The 18,943-nt window shown below is 70.2% G+C and carries 21 protein-coding genes; 11 read left to right on the top strand and 10 right to left on the bottom strand.

The features are described 5' to 3' along the window. A partial coding sequence (locus A9977_RS12105) for a patatin-like phospholipase family protein (RefSeq protein WP_310936119.1) occupies positions 1-190 on the bottom strand: 190 nt, incomplete at its 3' end. Between A9977_RS12105 and A9977_RS12100 the strand changes: the two genes are divergently transcribed. The 3 genes from A9977_RS12100 to A9977_RS12090 all read left to right on the top strand — a co-directional run bounded on the left by A9977_RS12100 (position 147) and on the right by A9977_RS12090 (position 2,943). After that, a complete protein-coding gene (locus tag A9977_RS12100; protein ID WP_259651923.1) occupies positions 147-1,409 on the top strand; it encodes a patatin-like phospholipase family protein in 1,263 nt (420 codons plus the stop codon). The genes A9977_RS12105 and A9977_RS12100 overlap by 44 nt on opposite strands. Positions 1,410-1,471: 62 nt before the next feature. Further along, positions 1,472-2,077 (top strand): type IV toxin-antitoxin system AbiEi family antitoxin domain-containing protein, encoded by a 606-nt coding sequence (locus A9977_RS12095; protein WP_183025089.1) that lies wholly within the window; start codon positions 1,472-1,474, stop codon positions 2,075-2,077. Beyond that, on the top strand, positions 2,074-2,943 hold the full coding sequence (locus tag A9977_RS12090) for a nucleotidyl transferase AbiEii/AbiGii toxin family protein (RefSeq protein ID WP_183025088.1): 870 nt from the start codon (positions 2,074-2,076) through the stop codon (positions 2,941-2,943). Before A9977_RS12095 ends, A9977_RS12090 begins: the two co-directional genes overlap by 4 nt. Before the next feature lie 16 nt (positions 2,944-2,959). Here the strand turns inward: A9977_RS12090 and A9977_RS12085 are convergent, their stop codons facing one another. The 4 genes from A9977_RS12085 to A9977_RS12070 all read right to left on the bottom strand — a co-directional run bounded on the left by A9977_RS12085 (position 2,960) and on the right by A9977_RS12070 (position 5,696). Beyond that, on the bottom strand, positions 2,960-3,670 hold the full coding sequence (locus A9977_RS12085; RefSeq protein ID WP_183025087.1) for a YceH family protein: 711 nt from the start codon (positions 3,668-3,670) through the stop codon (positions 2,960-2,962). Between the two features lies 1 nt (position 3,671). After that, entirely contained in the window at positions 3,672-4,709 is a 1,038-nt protein-coding gene (locus tag A9977_RS12080; protein WP_183025086.1) for an isocitrate/isopropylmalate dehydrogenase family protein, read from the bottom strand. A 76-nt stretch (positions 4,710-4,785) separates the two neighbouring features. Next, on the bottom strand, positions 4,786-5,103 hold the full coding sequence (locus A9977_RS12075; RefSeq protein ID WP_183025085.1) for a hypothetical protein: 318 nt from the start codon (positions 5,101-5,103) through the stop codon (positions 4,786-4,788). Between the two features lie 17 nt (positions 5,104-5,120). Continuing rightward, positions 5,121-5,696, bottom strand: coding sequence for a TetR/AcrR family transcriptional regulator (locus A9977_RS12070; protein ID WP_183025084.1), 576 nt, complete (start codon positions 5,694-5,696; stop codon positions 5,121-5,123). Positions 5,697-5,799: 103 nt separating this feature from the next. Between A9977_RS12070 and A9977_RS12065 the strand changes: the two genes are divergently transcribed. The 3 genes from A9977_RS12065 to A9977_RS12055 all read left to right on the top strand — a co-directional run bounded on the left by A9977_RS12065 (position 5,800) and on the right by A9977_RS12055 (position 9,043). Next, positions 5,800-6,465, top strand: a complete 666-nt coding sequence (locus A9977_RS12065) for a hypothetical protein (RefSeq protein WP_259651922.1) — start codon at positions 5,800-5,802, stop codon at positions 6,463-6,465. A gap of 127 nt (positions 6,466-6,592) precedes the next feature. Continuing rightward, on the top strand, positions 6,593-8,689 hold the full coding sequence (metG, locus tag A9977_RS12060; protein WP_183025100.1) for a methionine--tRNA ligase: 2,097 nt from the start codon (positions 6,593-6,595) through the stop codon (positions 8,687-8,689). Positions 8,690-8,836: 147 nt separating this feature from the next. Further along, positions 8,837-9,043, top strand: coding sequence for a hypothetical protein (locus A9977_RS12055; RefSeq protein WP_183025083.1), 207 nt, complete (start codon positions 8,837-8,839; stop codon positions 9,041-9,043). Between the two features lie 12 nt (positions 9,044-9,055). Here the strand turns inward: A9977_RS12055 and A9977_RS12050 are convergent, their stop codons facing one another. Then, a complete protein-coding gene (locus A9977_RS12050; RefSeq protein WP_183025082.1) occupies positions 9,056-9,547 on the bottom strand; it encodes an outer membrane protein assembly factor BamE in 492 nt (163 codons plus the stop codon). A gap of 41 nt (positions 9,548-9,588) precedes the next feature. Here A9977_RS12050 and A9977_RS12045 point away from each other — a divergent pair, with 41 nt between their 5' ends. The 5 genes from A9977_RS12045 (at position 9,589) to panC (ending at position 14,110) form a co-directional block, all read left to right on the top strand. Next, positions 9,589-9,795 (top strand): DUF3460 family protein, encoded by a 207-nt coding sequence (locus A9977_RS12045; RefSeq protein ID WP_183025081.1) that lies wholly within the window; start codon positions 9,589-9,591, stop codon positions 9,793-9,795. Positions 9,796-9,853: 58 nt separating this feature from the next. After that, on the top strand, positions 9,854-10,651 hold the full coding sequence (locus tag A9977_RS12040; protein ID WP_183025099.1) for a ScpA family protein: 798 nt from the start codon (positions 9,854-9,856) through the stop codon (positions 10,649-10,651). Between the two features lie 89 nt (positions 10,652-10,740). Beyond that, the gene (nadB, locus tag A9977_RS12035) at positions 10,741-12,318 is read left to right on the top strand and encodes an L-aspartate oxidase (RefSeq protein WP_183025080.1); all 1,578 of its coding nucleotides are present in this window, start codon (positions 10,741-10,743) and stop codon (positions 12,316-12,318) included. A gap of 60 nt (positions 12,319-12,378) precedes the next feature. Next, on the top strand, positions 12,379-13,266 hold the full coding sequence (gene panB / locus A9977_RS12030; RefSeq protein ID WP_183025079.1) for a 3-methyl-2-oxobutanoate hydroxymethyltransferase: 888 nt from the start codon (positions 12,379-12,381) through the stop codon (positions 13,264-13,266). A gap of 13 nt (positions 13,267-13,279) precedes the next feature. Continuing rightward, positions 13,280-14,110 (top strand): pantoate--beta-alanine ligase, encoded by an 831-nt coding sequence (panC, locus tag A9977_RS12025; protein WP_183025078.1) that lies wholly within the window; start codon positions 13,280-13,282, stop codon positions 14,108-14,110. A gap of 3 nt (positions 14,111-14,113) precedes the next feature. Here the strand turns inward: panC and pabB are convergent, their stop codons facing one another. Genes pabB through A9977_RS12005 form a run of 4 tightly spaced genes read right to left on the bottom strand, consistent with a single transcriptional unit; the run spans position 14,114 to position 18,925 of the window. Continuing rightward, positions 14,114-15,865: an aminodeoxychorismate synthase component I gene (pabB, locus tag A9977_RS12020; RefSeq protein WP_183025077.1), complete on the bottom strand. Its 1,752-nt coding sequence runs from the start codon at positions 15,863-15,865 to the stop codon at positions 14,114-14,116. Next, on the bottom strand, positions 15,865-16,977 hold the full coding sequence (nadA, locus tag A9977_RS12015) for a quinolinate synthase NadA (RefSeq protein ID WP_183025076.1): 1,113 nt from the start codon (positions 16,975-16,977) through the stop codon (positions 15,865-15,867). The genes pabB and nadA overlap by 1 nt, the downstream gene beginning before the upstream one ends. Positions 16,978-16,983: 6 nt before the next feature. Next, positions 16,984-17,862, bottom strand: a complete 879-nt coding sequence (gene nadC / locus A9977_RS12010; protein WP_183025075.1) for a carboxylating nicotinate-nucleotide diphosphorylase — start codon at positions 17,860-17,862, stop codon at positions 16,984-16,986. Positions 17,863-17,893: 31 nt separating this feature from the next. Beyond that, complete coding sequence (locus tag A9977_RS12005; RefSeq protein ID WP_183025074.1) at positions 17,894-18,925, bottom strand: NAD(P)H-dependent glycerol-3-phosphate dehydrogenase; 1,032 nt, start codon at positions 18,923-18,925, stop codon at positions 17,894-17,896. Positions 18,926-18,943 lie beyond the last annotated feature (18 nt).

Raw genomic sequence — 18,943 nt, 5'->3', positions numbered from 1 at the left:
CGAGCATGGCGTAGGTGTCGGTGCGGTAGACGTCGTGCGCATGGAGCGCGCCCCAGACCTCGACCATGTGGGCGACGGCGCCGTCGAAATCGTCGGCCCGGCAGGCCAGAGCCGCGGCGTTGATGGCGCCGGCCGAGGTGCCGGTGATGATCGGGAACGGATTGCCCGCCGCGCCGGCCCCGGCCGTCACCGGCCTGCTGCTCACCGGCGGCGGCGCCCGCGCGGCCTACCAGGTGGGCGTGCTCGAAGCGATCGCCGCCCTGCGCCGCGAGGCCGGGGCCGGCGCGGCGGGCAATCCGTTCCCGATCATCACCGGCACCTCGGCCGGCGCCATCAACGCCGCGGCTCTGGCCTGCCGGGCCGACGATTTCGACGGCGCCGTCGCCCACATGGTCGAGGTCTGGGGCGCGCTCCATGCGCACGACGTCTACCGCACCGACACCTACGCCATGCTCGACGCGGCGGCGCGCTGGCGGCTGATCCTGGGCATCGGCCAGCTGCTGGCCCGCTGGCTGCGGCTCAAGCCGCGCTCGCTGCTGGACAACGCGCCGCTGGGCGAACTGCTCCAGCAGCTGGTGCATTTCGAGCGGCTGCCCGGGCTGATGCGCGACGGCCACCTCGATGCGCTGGCGGTCACGGCCTCGAGCTACAGCTCGGGCGAGCACGTGACCTTCTTCGAATCGCGGCGGCCGATGCAGCCCTGGACACGCTCGCAGCGCGTCGCGGTGGCCGACCGCATCACGCATGCGCACCTGCTGGCCTCCTCCGCGATTCCCTTCGTGTTCCCCGCGGCCGGACTGCCGATGCGCGGCCACACCGAGTACTTCGGCGACGGCTCGATGCGCCAGACGGCGCCCACGGCCGCGGCCATCCACCTGGGCGCCGAGCGCATCCTCGCGATCGGCGCGGGCCGCATGCACGAACCCTTCGACGCGGGCGCGCCCACCACCTTCAGCGGCGAACCGACGCTGGCGCAGATCGCGGGCCATGCCATGTCGAGCATCTTCCTCGACGCGCTGGCCGTGGACGTCGAGCGGGCGCTGCGCATCAACGACACGCTGGCGCTGATCCCGCCCGAGGCCCGCGCGCGCACCCGGCTGCGGCCGATCGAACTGCTGCTGATCGCACCCTCGGAACGCATCGACGCCATCGCCGCGCGCCACACCGAGACCCTGCCGCGCGCGGTGCGCCGCCTGCTGGCCAGCGGCACGAATCCGGGCGAAGGCGGCGCGCCGGCCCAGAGCGCGGCGCTCGCGAGTTACCTGCTGTTCGAGCCCGGCTTCACGCGCGAGCTGATGGCGCTGGGGCGGGCCGATGCGATGCGGCAGCGGGAGGCGATCTGTGGGTTCTTCGGCTGGGCGGGGGGCCGGAGCGCCAGGTCCGCAGAAGCCTTGCGCAGTGCCCCTTAGATGTTCCATTTTTTCGTCAAGTAAATATATTTGACGAAAAAAAGGAACATACTACTCGCACCATGAGACCGGACACCCACGCCCGGCAGGTCCTCGACCTGCTTGCCCAGAAGGGGATGCTGCGCCCCAGCGATCTCGATGCCATCGAGGTGCCTCGCATGGTGCTGACGCGCCTGAGCGCTGCCAGCCTGGTGGAGAAAGTCGGCCGCGGCCTTTACCGTCTGCCCGAGCGTGACGGCCTGGAACACGAGAGCCTGACGACCATCGCCACCCGGGTTCCCCAGGCCGTGTTCTGCCTGCTCACCGCACTGCAATTCCATGCGCTGACGACACAGCTGCCGCGTCAGGTCTGGATCGCCATGCCGCGCGGCAGCCATGTGCCGCGGATCGACTACCCCCCACTCAAGATGATTCAGGTTTCCGACGCGGCCTACGCGGCGGGCATCGAGGTGGTCGAACGCAATCAAGTTCCGCTGCGTGTCTACGGCGCCGCCCGCACCGTGGTCGATTGCTTCAAGCACCGCAACAAGATCGGACTGGACGTGGCGCTGGAAGCACTGCGGGACGTGCGCGCCCAACGCAGAGCATCGACGGACGAGCTGTGGCACTACGCCAAGATCTGCCGCGTGACCAACGTGATGCGGCCCTATCTGGAGGCGATCGAATGAGCAAGGACCTTGCAGCATCCCTCCGGGCGCGCCTGCTGAATCTGGCCAAGGCCCAGGGCGTGGACTTCAACCAGGTGCTGGTGCGCTTTGCTCTCGAGCGAATGCTGTACCGCCTGAGCCAGTCGGCGCATGCCGATCGCTTCGTGCTCAAGGGCGCGCTGCTGTTCACGCTCTGGTACGACATGCCCCACCGCGCGACGCGCGACGCCGATCTGCTCGGCTTTGGCCCCAGCGACCTGGTGTCTGTCGCCCAGGCCTTCCGCGACATTGCGAGCGTGGCCGTGGAGGACGGCATCCGCTTCGATCCGGCCTCGGTCAAGGTCGAGGACATCCGCAAGGATGCGGGGTATGCCGGAGCCCGGGTCTTGATGGACGCAGATGTGGCAAAGGCACGTTGCAAGACACAGATCGACATCGGCTTCGGTGACGCCGTCACGCCCGAGCCCACCGATGCGACCTACCCCGTGCTGATCCCCGACCTGCCCGCGCCGCGCTTGCGCGCTTACCCGGTCTACACCGTCATATCGGAAAAGCTGCACGCGATCACCGTGCTCGGCATGACCAACAGCCGGCTCAAGGACTACCTGGACCTGTCGGTCCTCCTGGAACGCGAAGCGCTGGATGCCGACACGCTGGCCCGCGCCATTGCCGCGACGTTCATTCGACGTGGCATGGCCGTGCCAGGCTCTCCGCCGCTGGGGCTGAGCGACGAGTTCGCCAGCGATCCCTCACGCCAGGCGCTGTGGCATGCCTTCCTCCGGAAGAACGGCATGGCGCTGCGGCCTCTGGGCCAGGTGGTCACGACCCTGCGCGACCGGCTCGCGCCATCCCTCGCGCAAGCGTCGACCTTGTTGCGCACGCCCTGAACGCAAGGCACGCAGATCAGGCAGCGCTGTCCGCCTGAATCCCCAGTTCCGACGCGATCCGCCCCACCAGCGCCTTCAGGTCGGTCAGCTCGGCCTCGAGCCGCGCCACGTTGGCCTTGAGGGCCGCGACCTCGCCCAGCGACACGTCGCTGCCCGCACCCTGCCCGCCGTACGTGGCGGCCGCGGCAAAGGCCTCGGGGGCCGGTTCGCCGCTCAGCAGATGCGCCCAGCGGCCCTCGCGCGCGCCGGGCAGGCGCGGCAGCTTCATCACCAGCGCGCCGGCCGGGCGCTCGGCCAGCTCGTCGAGGAAGCCCTCGACGGCCGAGATGTCGGCGAAGTTGTGCATGCGCTCGCAGGCGATGCGCAGTTCGCCCGCGGTCTGCGGGCCGCGCAGCATCAGCACGGTCAGCAGGATCGACGACTGCGAGGGAATGCGCAGCACCCGGTCCATGTTGTGCGCATAGCGCGAGGCGCGGCCGCCGCTGCTCTCGTCGACCAGGCTGTAGCCCTTGAGGCTGTCGATGGCGGCCTGCGCCTCGGCGTCGCTGACCTCGAGCACCGGGTTGCGGCTGGTCTTCTGGTTGCAGCCGGACAGCAGCGCGTTGAGTGTCAGCGGGTAGCTGTCGGGCACGGTGCGCTGCTTCTCGACCAGCACGCCGAGCACGCGGGTCTCGAGCAGCGAGAGGATCGGCACCGGCCGGGCCGTGGGCGCCACGGGCTCCGACATCTCAGGCACCACCCTGGATGCGCGCCACCAGCGCCTTGGTGAAGGCCGCGGTGTTGGCCGTGCCGCCCAGGTCGCCGGTGCGCACCTTGTCGATGTTGAGCGTCTCGTCGATGGCCCGGCGCAGCCGCGTGGCCTCGGCGTTGAGCTTGCAGTGGTCGAGCATCAGCGCGCCGGCCAGCAGCAGGGCGGTCGGGTTGGCGATGCCCTTGCCGGCGATGTCGGGCGCCGAGCCGTGCACCGCCTCGAAGATCGCCGCGTCGGTGCCGATGTTGGCGCCGGGCGCCATGCCCAGGCCGCCGACCAGGCCGGCCACCAGGTCCGACAGGATGTCGCCGAACAGGTTGGTCGTGACCAGCATGTCGAACTGCCAGGGGTTGAGCACCAGCTTCATCGCGCAGGCGTCGACGATGATGGTCTCGAGCTCGAACTTGCCCTTGTAGCGCGGCTCCTCGTACAGGCGCAAGCCGGTCTCGAGGAACAGGCCGGTCAGCACCTTCATGATGTTGGCCTTGTGCACCAGCGTGACCTTCTTGCGGCCGGTGGCGATGGCGGTGTCGAAGGCGTACTCAAGCAGGCGGTGGCAGCCCTGGCGGGTGTTGATGCCGGTCGCCATGCCCACCGCATGCGGGTCGTCGTCGATGCGCACGTAGTGCTCGTGGCCGATGTAGAGGCCCTCGAGGTTCTCGCGCACCACCACCAGGTCGATCTTGTCGAAGCGCCCGCCGGGGATCACGGTGAGCGCGGGGCGCAGGTTGGCGTAGAGCTGGAATTCCTCCCGCAGCCGCACGTTCGACGAGCGGTAGCCGCCGCCCGAGGGCGTTTCCAGCGGGCCCTTGAGCGCCAGGCGCGTGCGCCGGATGCTGTCGAGCGTGGCGGCCGGCAGCGGGTCGCCCGACTGCTGCACGCCGCCCAGGCCGGCGACCTGGCGGTCCCATGCGAAGGGGGCCTTGAGCGCGTCGAAGGCGGCCAGCGTGGCGTCGACGATCTCGGGACCGATGCCGTCGCCGGCGATCAGGGTGGCAGGGATGGAAGCAGTCATCGGCAGTTCTCTCTTCTCTCGTCGTCGAATCGGGGCGCCGCGGGCACGGCCTGGGCCTGAAGCATAGCGGCGCGGCTCAGCCGGTGCCGCTGCGCCGCCTGCGCCAGCGGAACAGCCCCAGGGCTGCCAGGGTGAAGGCGCACCCGGCCAGCGGCTCGGGCCAGTAATGGGCCCAGAACTTGTGCCAGGCCAGCGCGCCGGTGGAGGCCGGCGTGAAGAAGTCAAACAGGCCATCGCGCAGGTTCCAGGCGATCCAGCCCCGGAACAGCAAGGTAGTCAACGCCAGCAGCAGCGCGGCGACCAGCGCACGGCGCGAGCCGCTGAAGCCCAGCCAGGCGAAGGCCGCCACCGAGGCCGCGATGGGCCCGAGCATCATGAGGGTGAAGCTGTCCATGGCCTGGGCGGCCGTGCTCAGGCCGCGGCTTCGGGCGGCAGCATGCGCCCCACCTGCTCGAGCAGTTGCTGTGCCACGGCCTCGAAGGGCTCGATGCCATGGTCGGCCCGGCTCAGCACCACCGCGCCTTCGGCGGAGGCGATCAGCATCATGGCGAAGCTGCGCGCCTGCGCGGCCCCGAGCCCGCCCTGCTCGAGCAGGTCGGCCAGCCGCTCGCGCCAGGCCCGGAACACCGCCGTCGCATGCGACAGCAGCTCGGCCGAATCGGTGGCGACCGTCACGGCCAGCACGGCGCAGCCGGCCTCGCAGGCCGAGCGCGTCAACACGGCGCGCCAGATGGCCAGGAACTGCGCCACCACCGCATCGGCCCGCGCGCCCGCGCAGCGCTCGAGCGCATCGACCAGTACGGCGCCGGCCCGGTCGACCGCCGCGGCCATCAGCTGGTCCTTGCCGGCCGGGAAGTGGTGGTAGAGCGAGCCGCGCGGCGCGCCGGTCGCGGCCAGCACTTCGGAGAACGAGGTCGCGTGCAGGCCGCGCCTTCCCAGCAGCACCATCGCGCCGTCGACCATGCGATCCCGAACTTCCTTCGCCATGACTTGCTCGCCACCTTTCGCCTCCGATTCTGCGCCACTATGACAGTCATCATAATTCTGCACTATGATGATCGTCATAGAAATTGCTCGCAAAGGACCCGACATGTGGAAAATCGCCTCCAGCCTGCTGATCCCGCTGGCGCTCGCCGCCTGCGGCACCGCCTCTCCTCTTCACACCCCCACCACCCCAGGAGCATCCGCCATGACCGTCGAACAGATCCAGCAAGCCCTTGTGGGCGAATGGACCAGCCTTGCCACCGAAGTCCGGCCCAGCGCGGCCAGGAATGCCGACGGCACGCTCAAGCCCTTCTATCTGAAGCGCGACTTCAGCTACCTCGCGGGTGACCGCTTCGAACTGGCGATCGTCAATTCGGCCGACGCCTACGGCAAGGTGCCGCTGGCGCGCATCGTCATCCGCGGCCATGTGGCCTGGCGCGGCGAGCACCCGGTGGCGCCCGGCGCGCAGAAGGTCGACTTCGTGGCCGACGAGGCCTACGAGGTGACGCCGCTGCTGCAGGGCTTCGCCGACCTGCTCAACCAGGTGGCGAACCAGGGCTATGCCAAGTGGGAAGTCGGCACGGCCCAGAGCATCTTCGGCAAGAGCTTCGCGCCCTTCGGCCTGGTCCAGGGCAGGAACTTCATGGAGTTCGACCTGGTCCACCTTTCGAACGGCCTGCTGTTCTGGGGCGCACGCCATGTCGACGGACGCGGCTTCGACACCGAGGCCAACCGGCCGACCAACCTGCAGATCCCGCTGGCGCGCAAGTAGGCAGCTCAGGCGGCGAGCTGAAGGGGGACACGGGCAACCTAAAGGACAACCTAAAATGCCCCTCCCCACCGCCGCAGCGCACGTCGTGCTGCGCGCCGACATGGACCCTCCCAGAAAGCGCCCTTCGATGCCTCAGCGCAAGCTCTTCGTCACCACCGCCCTGCCCTACGCCAACGGCAAGTTCCACATCGGCCACATCATGGAGTACATCCAGGCCGACATCTGGGTGCGGGCGCAGCGAATGCATGGCGCCGACGTGAACTTCGTCTGTGCCGACGACGCGCACGGCGCGGCCATCACCATCGCGGCCGACAAGGCCGGCGTGACGCCGCAGGCCTTCGTGGCCGAGATCGCGGCCGGTCGCAAGCCCTACCTCGACGGCTTCCACATCGCCTTCGACAACTGGAGCTCGACCGATTCGCCCGAGAACCACGACCTGGCGCAGGCCATCTACCGCGACCTGCGCGACAAGGCCGGCCTGATCGAGACCCGCAGCGTCGAGCAGTTCTACGACCCCGAGAAGGGCATGTTCCTGGCCGACCGCTTCATCAAGGGCGAGTGCCCGAAGTGCCACGCCAAGGACCAGTACGGCGACAACTGCGAGGTCTGCGGCGCCGTGTACGCGCCCACCGAGCTGATCAACCCCTACTCGGCGCTGTCGGGCGCCAAGCCCGAGCTGCGCAGCTCCGACCACTTCTTCTTCAAGCTCTCGGACCCGCGCTGCGAGGCCTTCCTCAAGGAATGGACCACCGCGCCCGGCCATGTGCAGCCCGAGGTGCAGAACAAGATCCGCGAGTGGCTCTACAAGGACGACGAGGGCAAGGGCGGCCTGGGCGACTGGGACATCAGCCGCGACGCGCCCTACTTCGGCATCGAGATCCCCGATGCGCCGGGCAAGTACTTCTACGTGTGGCTGGACGCCCCCGTGGGCTACCTGGCCTCGCTCAAGAACCTGCTCGACAAGCGCTGCATCGAACTGGGCGGCGACGGCATCTCCTACACCGAGTACATGGCCGATCCCGAGCTGGAGCAGGTGCATTTCATCGGCAAGGACATCATCACCTTCCACACGCTGTTCTGGCCCGCGATGCTGCACTTCAGCGGCCGCAAGGCGCCCAACGCCGTGTACGTGCACGGCCACCTCACGGTCAGCGGCGAGAAGATGAGCAAGAGCCGCGGCACCGGCATCGACCCGCTCAAGTACCTGTCGACCGGGCTCAACCCCGAGCACCTGCGCTACTACCTCGCGGCCAAGCTCAGCGGCCGCAACGAGGACATCGACTTCAACCCCGACGACTTCGTGGCGCGCGTCAACAGCGACCTGGTGGGCAAATACATCAACATCGCGAGCCGCGCGGCGGGCTTCATCGGCAAGCGCTTCGGCGGCCAGCTGGGCACGGTGTCGGAAGACGGCGCGGCCCTGCTCTCGGCCCTGCGCGCCGAGGCCGAGGCCCTGCGCGTGCTGTACGACGGTCGCGACACGGCGCGCGCGCTGCGCGACACGATGGCGCTGGCCGACCGCGTGAACGAGTACGTCGATGCCAACAAGCCCTGGGAACTGGCGAAGAAGGAAGGCATGGAGGCGCGGCTGCACGACGTGTGCACGGTCTGCATCGAGGCCTTCCGCCTGCTCACGCTGTACCTGAAGCCGGTGCTGCCGGCGCTGGCGAAGAACGTCGAGAGCTTCCTCGCGATCGCGCCGCTGCAGTGGCGCGATGCGGCCACGGCCCTGCCGGCCGGCCACGCGATCGGCGACTACAAGCACCTGACGCAGCGCGTCGACCCGAAGCTGCTGGATGCGCTGTTCGAGCCCGCCGAAGCCCCACCTGCCGCCGCCGAAGCACCGGCCGCCGAGGCACTGCCGGGCGGTGAAGCCATCGCACCGACCATCACCATCGACGATTTCGCCAAGATCGACCTGCGCATCGCGAAGATCGTGGCCTGCGAGAAGGTCGAGGGCTCGACCAAGCTGCTGCGCCTGACGCTCGACGCGGGCGAAGCCAACACACGCAACGTGTTCAGCGGCATCGCCTCGGCCTACCAGCCCGGGCAACTGGTGGGCAAGCTCACGGTGCTGGTCGCCAACCTGGCGCCGCGCAAGATGAAGTTCGGCGTCAGCGAAGGCATGGTCCTGGCCGCGAGCCACGCCGACGAAAAGGCCCATCCGGGCATCCACGTGCTCGAACCCTGGCCGGGCGCAGTGCCCGGCATGCGCGTGCGCTGAGAACGTGCGAATGAAGCTGCTGCGCACCCCGATCCCGCATCTGCGGTGCTCACCGCACGAGAGTGCGGCTCCGCTCCAGAACTCAGCCTTGGCAGGCTAGGGGCGCTCGCGACGCGTCCTTCACACGTTCTGAACCGACATCCGACCATGAAACTTCTCAGCCTCCTCCTGTGCGTTTCGCTGGCAGGCCTGCTCGGCGGCTGCGCAGTGGTCGCGGTGACCAGCACCGTGGTCGGCGTGGGCGCCTCGGCGGTCGGGCTGGCGGCGGATGCGGTGGTGGGGACGGTGCGCATCGGCGGCAAGGTCATCGGCGCCACGGCCGATGCGGTGATTCCAGGCGGCGGCGCCCCCTGAATCGGCAGGCGCTCAGGGCGCCTCGGTCGCGCGGTCGGGCGACGAGCCGCTGCGCAGCACGCGCTGGTCGTCGTTGAGCACCGCGGTGAAGACCATCGGCGCATTGGGCGGCTGCACCCAGCGCCACTCCCATTCGGTCTCGCGCTTGAGCGCATAGGGCGTGACCTTGGCCGGCTTGCCCAGGAGCTTGCGCAGTTCTTCCATCGCCATGCCGGGCTGCACCTTGGCGAAGTTCTGCGGCGTGAGCACCTGGCGCAGCGCGCTCATGCGGCCATCGGCGCCGATGGTGATCATGTAGTTCTTCTGGCCCTGGGGCTGGCGGTTGTATTCGAAGACCCGGCCGGCCGGGCTGTCCCAGACGTTCTCCGGCGTGCCGAAGCGCGCCCGCACGTCGGCCTCGGTCGCGACGCCCTCTTCCAGCTCGCGGATGGCCTGGTTGTCGCAGGCGGCCAGCGCCAGCAGGAGGCTCAAAACCAGCGCCTTGCCCCATTTTTCGCATGCCATGTCGCGGCCCCCGTAAAATCGCGCACCAAAGGTTCCAGTCTATGTCCATCTTCAACCGCCCCCACTACACCTCCGACGCCACCCAGTTCATCGACGAACTCAAGCGCAAGAAGCCCTCGCTCGAGGCGGAACAGCGCGCCGGACGTGCCCTGCTGTGGGACAAGAAGCTCGACCGCAGCCAGCTCGACGAGTACGGCCAGGCCCGCGTGGCGCAACAGCCCTACGTCTACCAGACCCAGGCCAAGTAAGCCGGTGCGCAAGCAGGCTGCCGCCCCGCCGGACGACAGCGAACCGGTGCTCGCCACCATGCCCGAGGTGGTGGACCAGGTGGCGCTGGCGCGCCTGTACGGCGAGCCGCTGTTCGCGCTGCCCAACGACCTGTACATCCCGCCCGAAGCGCTGCAGGTCTTCCTGGAGGCCTTCGAGGGGCCGCTGGACCTGCTGCTCTACCTGATCCGCAAGCAGAACTTCAACATCCTCGACATCCCGATGGCCGGGCTGACGCGCCAGTACCTGACCTACGTCGACCAGGTGCGCCAGACCAACCTCGAACTCGCCGCCGAGTACCTGCTGATGGCGGCGATGCTGATCGAGATCAAGTCGCGCATGCTGCTGCCGCCCAAGAAGGTGGCCGACGGCGAAGAGGCCGAGGACCCGCGCGCCGAACTCGTGCGCCGCCTGCTCGAGTACGAGCAGACCAAGCTGCAGGCCGCCTCGCTCAACGCCATGCCGACCTACGGCCGCGACTTCTGGAAGGCGCAGGTCTACATCGAGCAGTCGCTCAAGCCGCGCTTCCCCGAGATGAACGTGGTCGACCTGCGCGAGGCCTGGGCCGACATCCTCAAGCGCGCCAAGCTCGTGCAGCACCACAAGATCTCGCGCGAGGAACTGAGCGTGCGCGAGCACATGAGCGTGGTGCTGCGCCATCTGCAAGGGCGCCAGTTCGTGGAGTTCGAGAAACTCTTCGACGTCTCGCGTGGCGCCCCGGTGCTGATCGTGACCTTCATCGCGATGCTCGAGCTGGCCAAGGAAACGCTGATCGACATCACCCAGGCCGAAGCGTTCGCACCCATCTACGTGCGCCTGGCCTACTCCCCTGTGTAGGGCTCGCCCCCAGGCTTCGCGCACCGCGCTTCGCTTCGCCGCCCCCTGCCGCCCGACCTGTCACCGATCCCGAACTTGGCACTTCCTCGATGGCTTCACAAGATTTCGATGTCCTGATCGTCGGCAGCGGCCTCGCCGGCCTCTCCGCCGCGCTGCACCTGGCGCCCACCCACCGCGTGGCCGTGCTCACCAAGCGGGCCCTGAACGACGGCTCCAGCGCCTGGGCGCAGGGCGGCATCGCGGCCGTGCTGGCCGCGGGCGACAGCTTCGACGCCCATGTGGAAGACACGCTGGTGGCCGGGGCCGGCCTCTGCGACCCCGAGGCCACGCGGCTTGTGGTCGAAGGCGCGCCCCAGGCCATCGGCTGGCTGCGCGAACTGGGCGTGCCCTTCTCGGAAGAAGACGGCGGCCTGCACCTGACGCGCGAGGGCGGCCACAGCCAGCGCCGCATCGTGCACGCCACCGACGCCACCGGCGCGGCCGTGCAGCAGGTGCTGATCGAGCGCGTGCGCCGCACCCCCAACATCACGCTGTTCGAGCACCACACGCTGGTCGACCTGGTCACCGGCCCCAAGCTGGGCCTGGCCGACCCGGCCTGCGTGGGCCTCTACGCGCTCGACGACGCCACCGACGAGGTGCTGGCCTTCCGCGCGCCGCACACCATCCTGGCCACGGGCGGCGCGGGCAAGGTCTACCTCTACACCACCAACCCCGACACCGCCACCGGCGACGGCATCGCCGCGGCCTGGCGCGCGGGCTGCCGGGTGTCGAACATGGAGTTCATCCAGTTCCACCCGACCTGCCTCTACCACCCGCATGCCAAGTCCTTCCTGATCAGCGAAGCGGTGCGGGGCGAAGGCGGGCTGCTCAAGTTGCCCGACGGGACGCGCTTCATGCCCACCCACGACGCGCGCGCCGAACTCGCGCCGCGCGACGTGGTGGCGCGCGCCATCGACTTCGAGATGAAGAAGCACGGCCTGGATTGCGTGTACCTGGACATCTCGCACCAGCCCGCCGCCTTCCTGCAGGAACACTTCCCCAACATCCTCGCGCGCTGCGCCGAGCTAGGCATCGACATCACGCGCGAGCCGATCCCGGTGGTGCCGGCCGCGCACTACACCTGCGGCGGCGTGCTGAGCGACCTCGCCGGGCGCACCGACGTGCCCGGCCTCTACGCCATCGGCGAGACCGCCTGCACCGGGCTGCATGGCGCCAACCGGCTGGCCAGCAACTCGCTGGTCGAGTGCATGGTGTTCGCGCGCGCCGCGGCCGACGCGATCGCCGGGGCGCCCGTGCCTGCGCGCGCCGAACTGCCCGCCTGGGACGACAGCCGCGTCACCGATGCCGACGAGGCGGTCGTGATCTCGCACAACTGGGACGAGCTGCGCCGCTTCATGTGGGACTACGTGGGCATCGTGCGCACCAACAAGCGCCTGGAGCGCGCGAGCCACCGCATCGCGCTGCTGCAGGCCGAGATCCAGGAGTTCTATGCCAACTTCCACGTCACGCGCGACCTGCTGGAGCTGCGCAACCTGGTGCAGGTGGCCGAGCTGATCGTGCGCTCGGCCCAAGCCCGCCACGAGAGCCGCGGCCTGCACTTCAGCCGCGACTATCCTTCGCTCGCCGAACCGACCGCACCGACGGTGCTGACGCCCACCGCGGGCTAGCTTCCCTTCTCTTCAACCGAGGATGCCCGGCCACCGACGCCCGCAGGAGAAAAGCCAACCATGTCGACCTCATCACAGACCCAGCCCGAGACCGCATCGCCCTACGGCACGCTGCCACCGGCCTCGCAGTCGGCCGCGCGCAAGCCCGTGAGCCTGCCGCGCATCGCCGACATGCATGCGCGCGACGAGAAGATCGCGATGCTCACGGCCTACGACGCCACCTTCGCCGCCATGGCCGATGCCGCCGGCGTCGACTGCCTGCTGGTCGGCGACTCGCTGGGCATGGTCTGCCAGGGCCTGAACAGCACCGTGGGCGTGAGCCTCGACACCATGCGCTACCACACCGACAGCGTGTCGCGCGGCCTGCGCCGCGTGCAGGGCACGGCCTGGCTGATCGCCGACCTGCCCTTCGGCAGCTACCAGCAGTCGCGCGAACAGGCGCTCGAAAGCGCCACCGTGCTGATGCAGGCCGGGGCCCACATGGTCAAGCTCGAGGGCGGCGGCTGGACCACCGAGACCGTGCGCTTCCTGGTCGAGCGCGGCATCCCGGTCTGCGCCCACCTGGGCCTGACGCCGCAGACCGTGCATGCGCTGGGCGGCTACCGGGTGCAGGGCAAGGGCGACGCCGGCGCGCTGCTCAAGCAGCAGGCGCATGCGCTGCAGGACGCGGGCGCCGCGATGCTGGTGCTCGAGATGGTGCCGGCCGCGCTGGCCACCGAACTCACGGCCGAACTGAAACACTGCGCCACCATCGGCATCGGCGCCGGCCAGGGCACCGCGGGCCAGGTGCTGGTATTGCACGACATGCTGGGCATCAACCTCGGCAAGATGCCGAAGTTCGTGCGCAACTTCATGGCCGATGCGCCGGGCGTGCTGCCCGCGCTGCAGGCCTATGTCCGCGCCGTCAAGGACGGCAGCTTCCCCGACGATCGACTCCACGCCTGGTAAGAGCTTCTTCATCATGCACATCGCACGCACCATCCCCGAACTGCGCGAACACCTCGCAGCCTTCCGCCGCCCCGCCTTCGTGCCCACCATGGGCAACCTGCACGACGGCCACCTGGCCCTGGTGAAGCAGGCCCAACCCCTGGGCGACGTGACCGTGGCCAGCATCTTCGTGAACCGGCTGCAGTTCCTGCCGCACGAGGATTTCGACACCTACCCGCGCACCTGGGACAGCGACTGCGAGAAGCTGCGCACGGCCGGCTGCGACGTGCTGTTCGCGCCCGACGAGAAGGCGCTCTACCCCGAGCCTCAGACCTGCAAGGTGCACCCCGACCCGGCCCTGGCCGACCTGCTCGAAGGCCACTTCAGGCCCGGCTTCTTCATCGGCGTGTGCACCGTGGTGATGAAGCTCTTCAGCTGCGTGCAGCCGCGCGTGGCGGTGTTCGGCAAGAAGGACTACCAGCAGCTGATGACCATCCGCCACATGGTGCGGCAGTTCGCGCTGCCGATCGAGATCGTGGGCGGCGAGACCTTCCGCGCCGCCGACGGCCTGGCGCTGTCCTCGCGCAACGGCTACCTCAGCGAGGCCGAGCGCGCCGAGGCGGTGCAGCTGTCGAAGACGCTGCAGGCCATGGCCGCGGCCGTGCGCGAAGGCGAGCGCGACCTGGCCGCGATCGAGGCACGCGCGATGCAGACGCTGACTGCCCGCGGCTGGCAGCCCGACTACCTGGTGCTGCGCCGCCGGGCCGACCTGCTCGCCCCCTCGGCGGGCGAACCGCTGGTGGCGCTGGCCGCGGCGCGGCTGGGCAGCACGCGGCTGATCGACAACCTGGAAATCGACGTCTGAAAATCAGTCGAGCTCGGCTTCGATCCAGCCGCGCAGGCTGTTGACGAAGGCCATGGCCTGCACGCGCGGCAGGTCCTCGACACGCACCACGGCTTCGGCGAGCCGCCCCTCGGCCAGCGTCTGTGCGCGGCCGATGCCGCCCAGCAGGCCGCAGTGCAGCGGCGGCGTGACCCAGCGGCCGTCGAGCTGCAGCGCGATGTTGCCGCGCGTGGTCTCGGTGAGCTCGCCGTGCCGGTTCCACAGCAGCGTGTCGAACACGCCCGCACGCGTGGGTGCGAAGGCCTCGTAGTGCGCGCGCCGCGTGGTCTTGAAGCGCACGAACTCGCTGTCGGCCGCCTCGAGGGCGCGGTCGGCCAACTGCAGCCGCACGCGTGCGGGCGCGGCGTCCTTCGCAAAGGCCTGGGCCTGTGAGCGGCCCCGCGCATCGAGCAACAGGCGCACGCGCCACAGGCCCTCGGGATGCGCCGCGCGCAATGCATCGAGGCACTGCGCCACGGCCTGTGCGTCCCAGGGATAGGCGAAGTGCGCGGCTGCGGCCGCCATGCGCGCCAGATGGGCCTCGCGGTGGCGCAGCTGTCCGTCTTCCAGCGCCAGCGTCTCGAGCAGCGCGAAGGGCGCGCTCGCCCGTTCGAGGAAGGCGCGCTTGTGGCGCCACTCCTGCCACTCGCCGTCGCTGCCGGCATCGGCGGTGATGCCGCTGCCGATGCCGCAGCGGGCCGTGCCGCCCTGCAAGGTCACGGTGCGGATCGGCACGTTGAAGGTGGCCGCGCCGCCGGGCTGCACCACGCCCACGGCGCCGCAATAGATGCCGCGGGGCACGGGCTCGAGGTCACGGATCAGGCGCATCGCCGCGACCTTGGGCGCACCCGTGACCGAGCCGCAGGGAAAGAGCGCGGCGAACAGGTCAGCCAGGCTGCAGCCGGCGCGCGTGCGCGCCTCGACGTCGGAGGTCATCTGCCACACGGTGGGCAGGGCCTGGGTGTGGAACAGCCGCGGCACGCGCACCGAGAAGGGCTCGGCCACGCGCGACATGTCGTTGCGCAGCAGGTCGACGATCATCACGTTCTCGGCCCGCTCCTTGGCCGAACTGCGCAGCCAGGCCGCGGCCGCGGCGTCGGCCTCGGCATTGGCACCGCGCGCGGCCGTGCCCTTCATGGGGCGGGCCAGCAGGCGCCGCTCGCGCCAGTCGAAGAACAGCTCGGGCGACACCGACAGCAGCTGCTCGTCGCCCGCATCGATGAAGGCCGCATAGCCGCCGGGCTGGGCCCGCTGCAGGGCCGCGAACAGCGCGTGCCGTGCGTCGTCCGAAAGCGCGCCCGGTTGCGCCTGCAGGGGCGCCGTGTAGTTGAGCTGGTAGAGCGCGCCGGCCGCGATGGCGCGGTGGATCTCGGCCATCGCGCGGTCGAAGGCAGGCCGCGTCAGCGTGTCTTCCCACTGCAGCGAGGGCGCGGCCTCCTCGGCCGGCGCGGGCCATAGCCGGGTGCCGTCATGCACGCCGAACCAGGCCAGCGGACCGTCCGCGGCATGCACCGCCAGCGCGGGATCGAAGGCCGATGCGGCTTCATAGCGCAGGTAGCCCACGCACCAGCGGCCCTGCCGCGCGTGCGCCTGCACGGCGTCGAGCAGCGGCCGCACCTCGTCGGGCCTGTGCGCGACCAAGGTCTCGCGCGGCACGCCGAAGGCATGGCGCAGGCGTGCACCGTCGGGCGACCCGGGCGTGCTGAAGTCGATCAGCGCCGAGACGCTTGCCGTCATCAGGCCGCGCCGATCCCCGCCGCCAGGCTGCCGGGCGCAAGGCCCTGCTTGAGCCCGGCGGTGAAGGCCAGCATGCGGTTGATCGGCACGCGGGCGCGCAGGCCCAGCGCGGGGTCGACGTGCACTTCGCCCGAACCGGTCTCGAGCGCGCGCGCCAGGTCGGCCAGGCCGTTCATCGCCATCCAGGGGCAGTGCGCGCAGCTCTTGCAGGTGCCGCCGTTGCCGGCCGTGGGCGCCTCGATGAAGGTCTTGCCCGGGTTGAGGGTGCGCAGCTTGTGCAGCATGCCGCTGTCGGTGGCGACGATGAATTCCTTCGCGTCCAGGCGCTGCGCCGCGTTCAGGATGGCCGAGGTCGAGCCCACCGCGTCGGCCAGCGCGATCACGTCGGCCGGCGACTCTGGATGCACCAGCACCTTCGCCCGCGGGTGCTCCTTCATGAGCAGCTCGAGCTCGAGCGCCTTGAACTCGTCGTGCACGATGCAGGCGCCGTTCCAGCTGACCATGTCGGCGCCGGTCTGGCGCTGGATGTAGTCGCCCAGGTGGCGGTCCGGGCCCCAGAGGATCTTCTGGCCGGCCGCGTGCAGCGCATTGACCACGTCGAGCGCGCAGCTCGAGGTGACCAGCCAGTCGGCGCGCGCCTTCACGGCCGCGCTGGTGTTGGCGTAGACCACCACGGTGCGGTCCGGGTGCCGGTCGCAGAAGGCGCTGAATTCCTCCACCGGGCAGCCCAGGTCGAGCGAGCAGTTCGCGTCGAGGTCGGGCATCAGCACGCGTTTCTCGGGCGAGAGGATCTTCGAGGTCTCGCCCATGAAGCGCACGCCCGAGACCACCAGCGTCTGCGCCGCATGGTCGCGGCCGAAGCGCGCCATCTCCAGCGAGTCGCTCACGATGCCGCCGGTTTCCTCGGCCAGGTCCTGCAGGTCGGGGTGCACGTAGAAGTGCGACACCATCACGGCATTGCGTTCACGCAACAGGCGGCGGATGCGTTCCTTGAGCGCGATGCGCTCGTCGGGCGAGGGCTCGGGCGGCACGCGCGCCCAGGCGTGGCGCGTGTCGCAGACCGAGCCCTGGGCCGGTTGTTCGTAGTCGACGTCGATGACCGGGGACGACATGGCGGCTCAGCCTTCCTGGAAACGCATCGAGTAGTCGGTGGCCTTGACGTCCTTGGTCAGGGCCCCGACCGAGATCCGGTCGACGCCGGTCTCGGCCAGCGCGCGCAGGCCGTCCAGTGTGACGCCGCCCGAGATCTCCAGGATCGCCTTGCGCTCTTCGCCGGCCGCGTCGTTGATGCGCACCGCCTCGCGCAGCGTGGGCAGGTCCATGTTGTCGAGCAGCACCATGCGCGCGCCGGCCGCGAGCGCCTCGTGCAGCTGGGCCAGGGTCTCGACCTCGACCTCGACGAAGGCCGCCTGCGCGGCCACCGGTGCGACCGCGCGCAGCGCGGCGGCCACGCCGCCGGCCGCGGCGATGTGGTTCTCCTTGATCAGCACCGCGTCGTAGAGGCCGATGCGGTGGTTCAGGCCGCCGCCGGTGCGCACCGCGTATTTCTGCGCCAGGCGCATGCCCGGCAGGGTCTTGCGGGTGTCGACGATGCGGGCCCGCGTGCCCTTCACCGCCTCGGCGTACAGCGCGGTCTTGGTCGCGACCGCGCTCAGCAGCTGCAGGAAGTTGAGCGAGGTGCGCTCGGCCGTCAGCAGCGCGCGCGCCCGGCCTTCGATCTCGAGCACGGTCTGGTCGGCGGCGCAACGCTCGCCTTCGGCCACCTGCCAGGTGATGCGCACCTCGGGATCGAGCTGGCGCAGCGTGGCCTCGACCCAGGGCGCGCCGCAGACCACCGCTGCTTCGCGCGCCAGCACGCGGGCGCGGGCCCGGCGGTTGGGGTCGACCAGCGAGGCGGTCAGGTCGCCCTCGGCGACGTCTTCCTGCAGGGCACGGGTGGCATCGGACAGGGCCAGCGCGGCCACGGCCGACGCCGAAAAATCAAAGCGAAGGCTCATGGCACTCGGTCTCTGTGTTCTTGTTATGTATTCAACGGGGGGACGCCGGGCCGGCCGAAGACGGCGACTCCGGCACCGGGTCGCGGCCGGTCAGCGCCACGACCGCATCCCGCGGGCTCACGCGGCCGTCGAGCAGCGCGACCACGCCTTCGGCGATGGGCATCTCGATGCCCAGGCCGCGCGCGCGCTGCACCACGGTGCGGGCGCAGTACACGCCTTCGGCCACATGGCCCAGCGAGGCGACGGCCTGCGCCAAAGTGCGGCCCTGGGCCAGCAGCAGGCCGACCTTGCGGTTGCGCGACAGGTCGCCGGTGGAAGTCAGCACCAGGTCGCCCAGGCCCGACAGGCCCATGAAGGTCTCGGCACGCGCGCCCAGCGCGAGGCCGAAACGCGTCATCTCGGCCAGGCCGCGGGTGATCAGCGCGGCGCGCGCATTGAGGCCCAGCGCCAGGCCGTCGCACAGGCCGGTGGCGATGGCGAGCACGTTCTTGACCGCCCCGCCGACCTCGACGCCCACGATGTCCTCGTTGGCGTAGACGCGCAGCGCCGGTCCGTGGAAGGCCTCGACCAGCGCGTCGCGAACCGCCGCATGCGGGCTGGCCGCGACCAGCGCGGTCGGCCGGCCTTCGGCCACCTCCTGCGCGAAGCTGGGGCCGCTGAGCACGCCGGCGTGCAGTTCGGGCGCGACCTGGGCCCAGATCTCGTGGGCCAGCAGGCCATAGGCCGTGGGAGAGGCGTCGCGCGCAGGCTCGACACCCTTGCAGAGCCAGGCCACGGGCACGGTGCAGCCGCGCAGCGCGAGCAGCTGCTCGCGCAGGGCCGCCATCGGCGTGGCCACGATGACCAGGTCGGCGCCGGCGCTGGCCGTGCCGATGTCGCCGCCGCGCACGCGCAGCGGGGCCGGCAGCGCCAGCCCCGGGAGGTAGCGGGTGTTTTCACGCGCGGCCGACATGGCGTCGGCCTGGGTCGCATCGCGCGCCCACAGCGTGACCTCGTGGCGGGCCGCCGCGTTGACGGCGACGGCCGTGCCCCAGGCACCGGCGCCATGAACGCAGATCTTCATCGGCGTTGGCGGCGTGTG

The organism is Variovorax sp. UMC13 (assembly GCF_014170375.1).
Taxonomy (GTDB): Bacteria; Pseudomonadota; Gammaproteobacteria; order Burkholderiales; family Burkholderiaceae_C; genus Variovorax.
Note: the sequence above shows the minus strand (reverse complement) of the source record. Positions and strands in the feature narration are given on the sequence as shown.

Bases quoted from the DNA above. Each gene is read 5' to 3' on its own strand.
- A9977_RS12100 (WP_259651923.1), top strand. From the start codon at position 147: ATGATCGGGAACGGATTGCCCGCCGCGCCGGCCCCGGCCGTCACCGGC.
- A9977_RS12045 (WP_183025081.1), top strand. From the start codon at position 9,589: ATGTCCATCTTCAACCGCCCCCACTACACCTCCGACGCCACCCAGTTC.
- nadC (WP_183025075.1), bottom strand. From the start codon at position 17,862: ATGAGCCTTCGCTTTGATTTTTCGGCGTCGGCCGTGGCCGCGCTGGCC.
- A9977_RS12095 (WP_183025089.1), top strand. From the start codon at position 1,472: ATGAGACCGGACACCCACGCCCGGCAGGTCCTCGACCTGCTTGCCCAG.
- A9977_RS12085 (WP_183025087.1), bottom strand. From the start codon at position 3,670: ATGTCGGAGCCCGTGGCGCCCACGGCCCGGCCGGTGCCGATCCTCTCG.
- A9977_RS12040 (WP_183025099.1), top strand. From the start codon at position 9,854: ATGCCCGAGGTGGTGGACCAGGTGGCGCTGGCGCGCCTGTACGGCGAG.
- pabB (WP_183025077.1), bottom strand. From the start codon at position 15,865: ATGACGGCAAGCGTCTCGGCGCTGATCGACTTCAGCACGCCCGGGTCG.
- metG (WP_183025100.1), top strand. From the start codon at position 6,593: ATGCCTCAGCGCAAGCTCTTCGTCACCACCGCCCTGCCCTACGCCAAC.
- panC (WP_183025078.1), top strand. From the start codon at position 13,280: ATGCACATCGCACGCACCATCCCCGAACTGCGCGAACACCTCGCAGCC.
- A9977_RS12065 (WP_259651922.1), top strand. From the start codon at position 5,800: ATGTGGAAAATCGCCTCCAGCCTGCTGATCCCGCTGGCGCTCGCCGCC.
- nadB (WP_183025080.1), top strand. From the start codon at position 10,741: ATGGCTTCACAAGATTTCGATGTCCTGATCGTCGGCAGCGGCCTCGCC.
- panB (WP_183025079.1), top strand. From the start codon at position 12,379: ATGTCGACCTCATCACAGACCCAGCCCGAGACCGCATCGCCCTACGGC.
- A9977_RS12050 (WP_183025082.1), bottom strand. From the start codon at position 9,547: ATGGCATGCGAAAAATGGGGCAAGGCGCTGGTTTTGAGCCTCCTGCTG.
- A9977_RS12090 (WP_183025088.1), top strand. From the start codon at position 2,074: ATGAGCAAGGACCTTGCAGCATCCCTCCGGGCGCGCCTGCTGAATCTG.
- A9977_RS12080 (WP_183025086.1), bottom strand. From the start codon at position 4,709: ATGACTGCTTCCATCCCTGCCACCCTGATCGCCGGCGACGGCATCGGT.
- nadA (WP_183025076.1), bottom strand. From the start codon at position 16,977: ATGTCGTCCCCGGTCATCGACGTCGACTACGAACAACCGGCCCAGGGC.
- A9977_RS12070 (WP_183025084.1), bottom strand. From the start codon at position 5,696: ATGGCGAAGGAAGTTCGGGATCGCATGGTCGACGGCGCGATGGTGCTG.
- A9977_RS12005 (WP_183025074.1), bottom strand. From the start codon at position 18,925: ATGAAGATCTGCGTTCATGGCGCCGGTGCCTGGGGCACGGCCGTCGCC.
- A9977_RS12075 (WP_183025085.1), bottom strand. From the start codon at position 5,103: ATGGACAGCTTCACCCTCATGATGCTCGGGCCCATCGCGGCCTCGGTG.
- A9977_RS12055 (WP_183025083.1), top strand. From the start codon at position 8,837: ATGAAACTTCTCAGCCTCCTCCTGTGCGTTTCGCTGGCAGGCCTGCTC.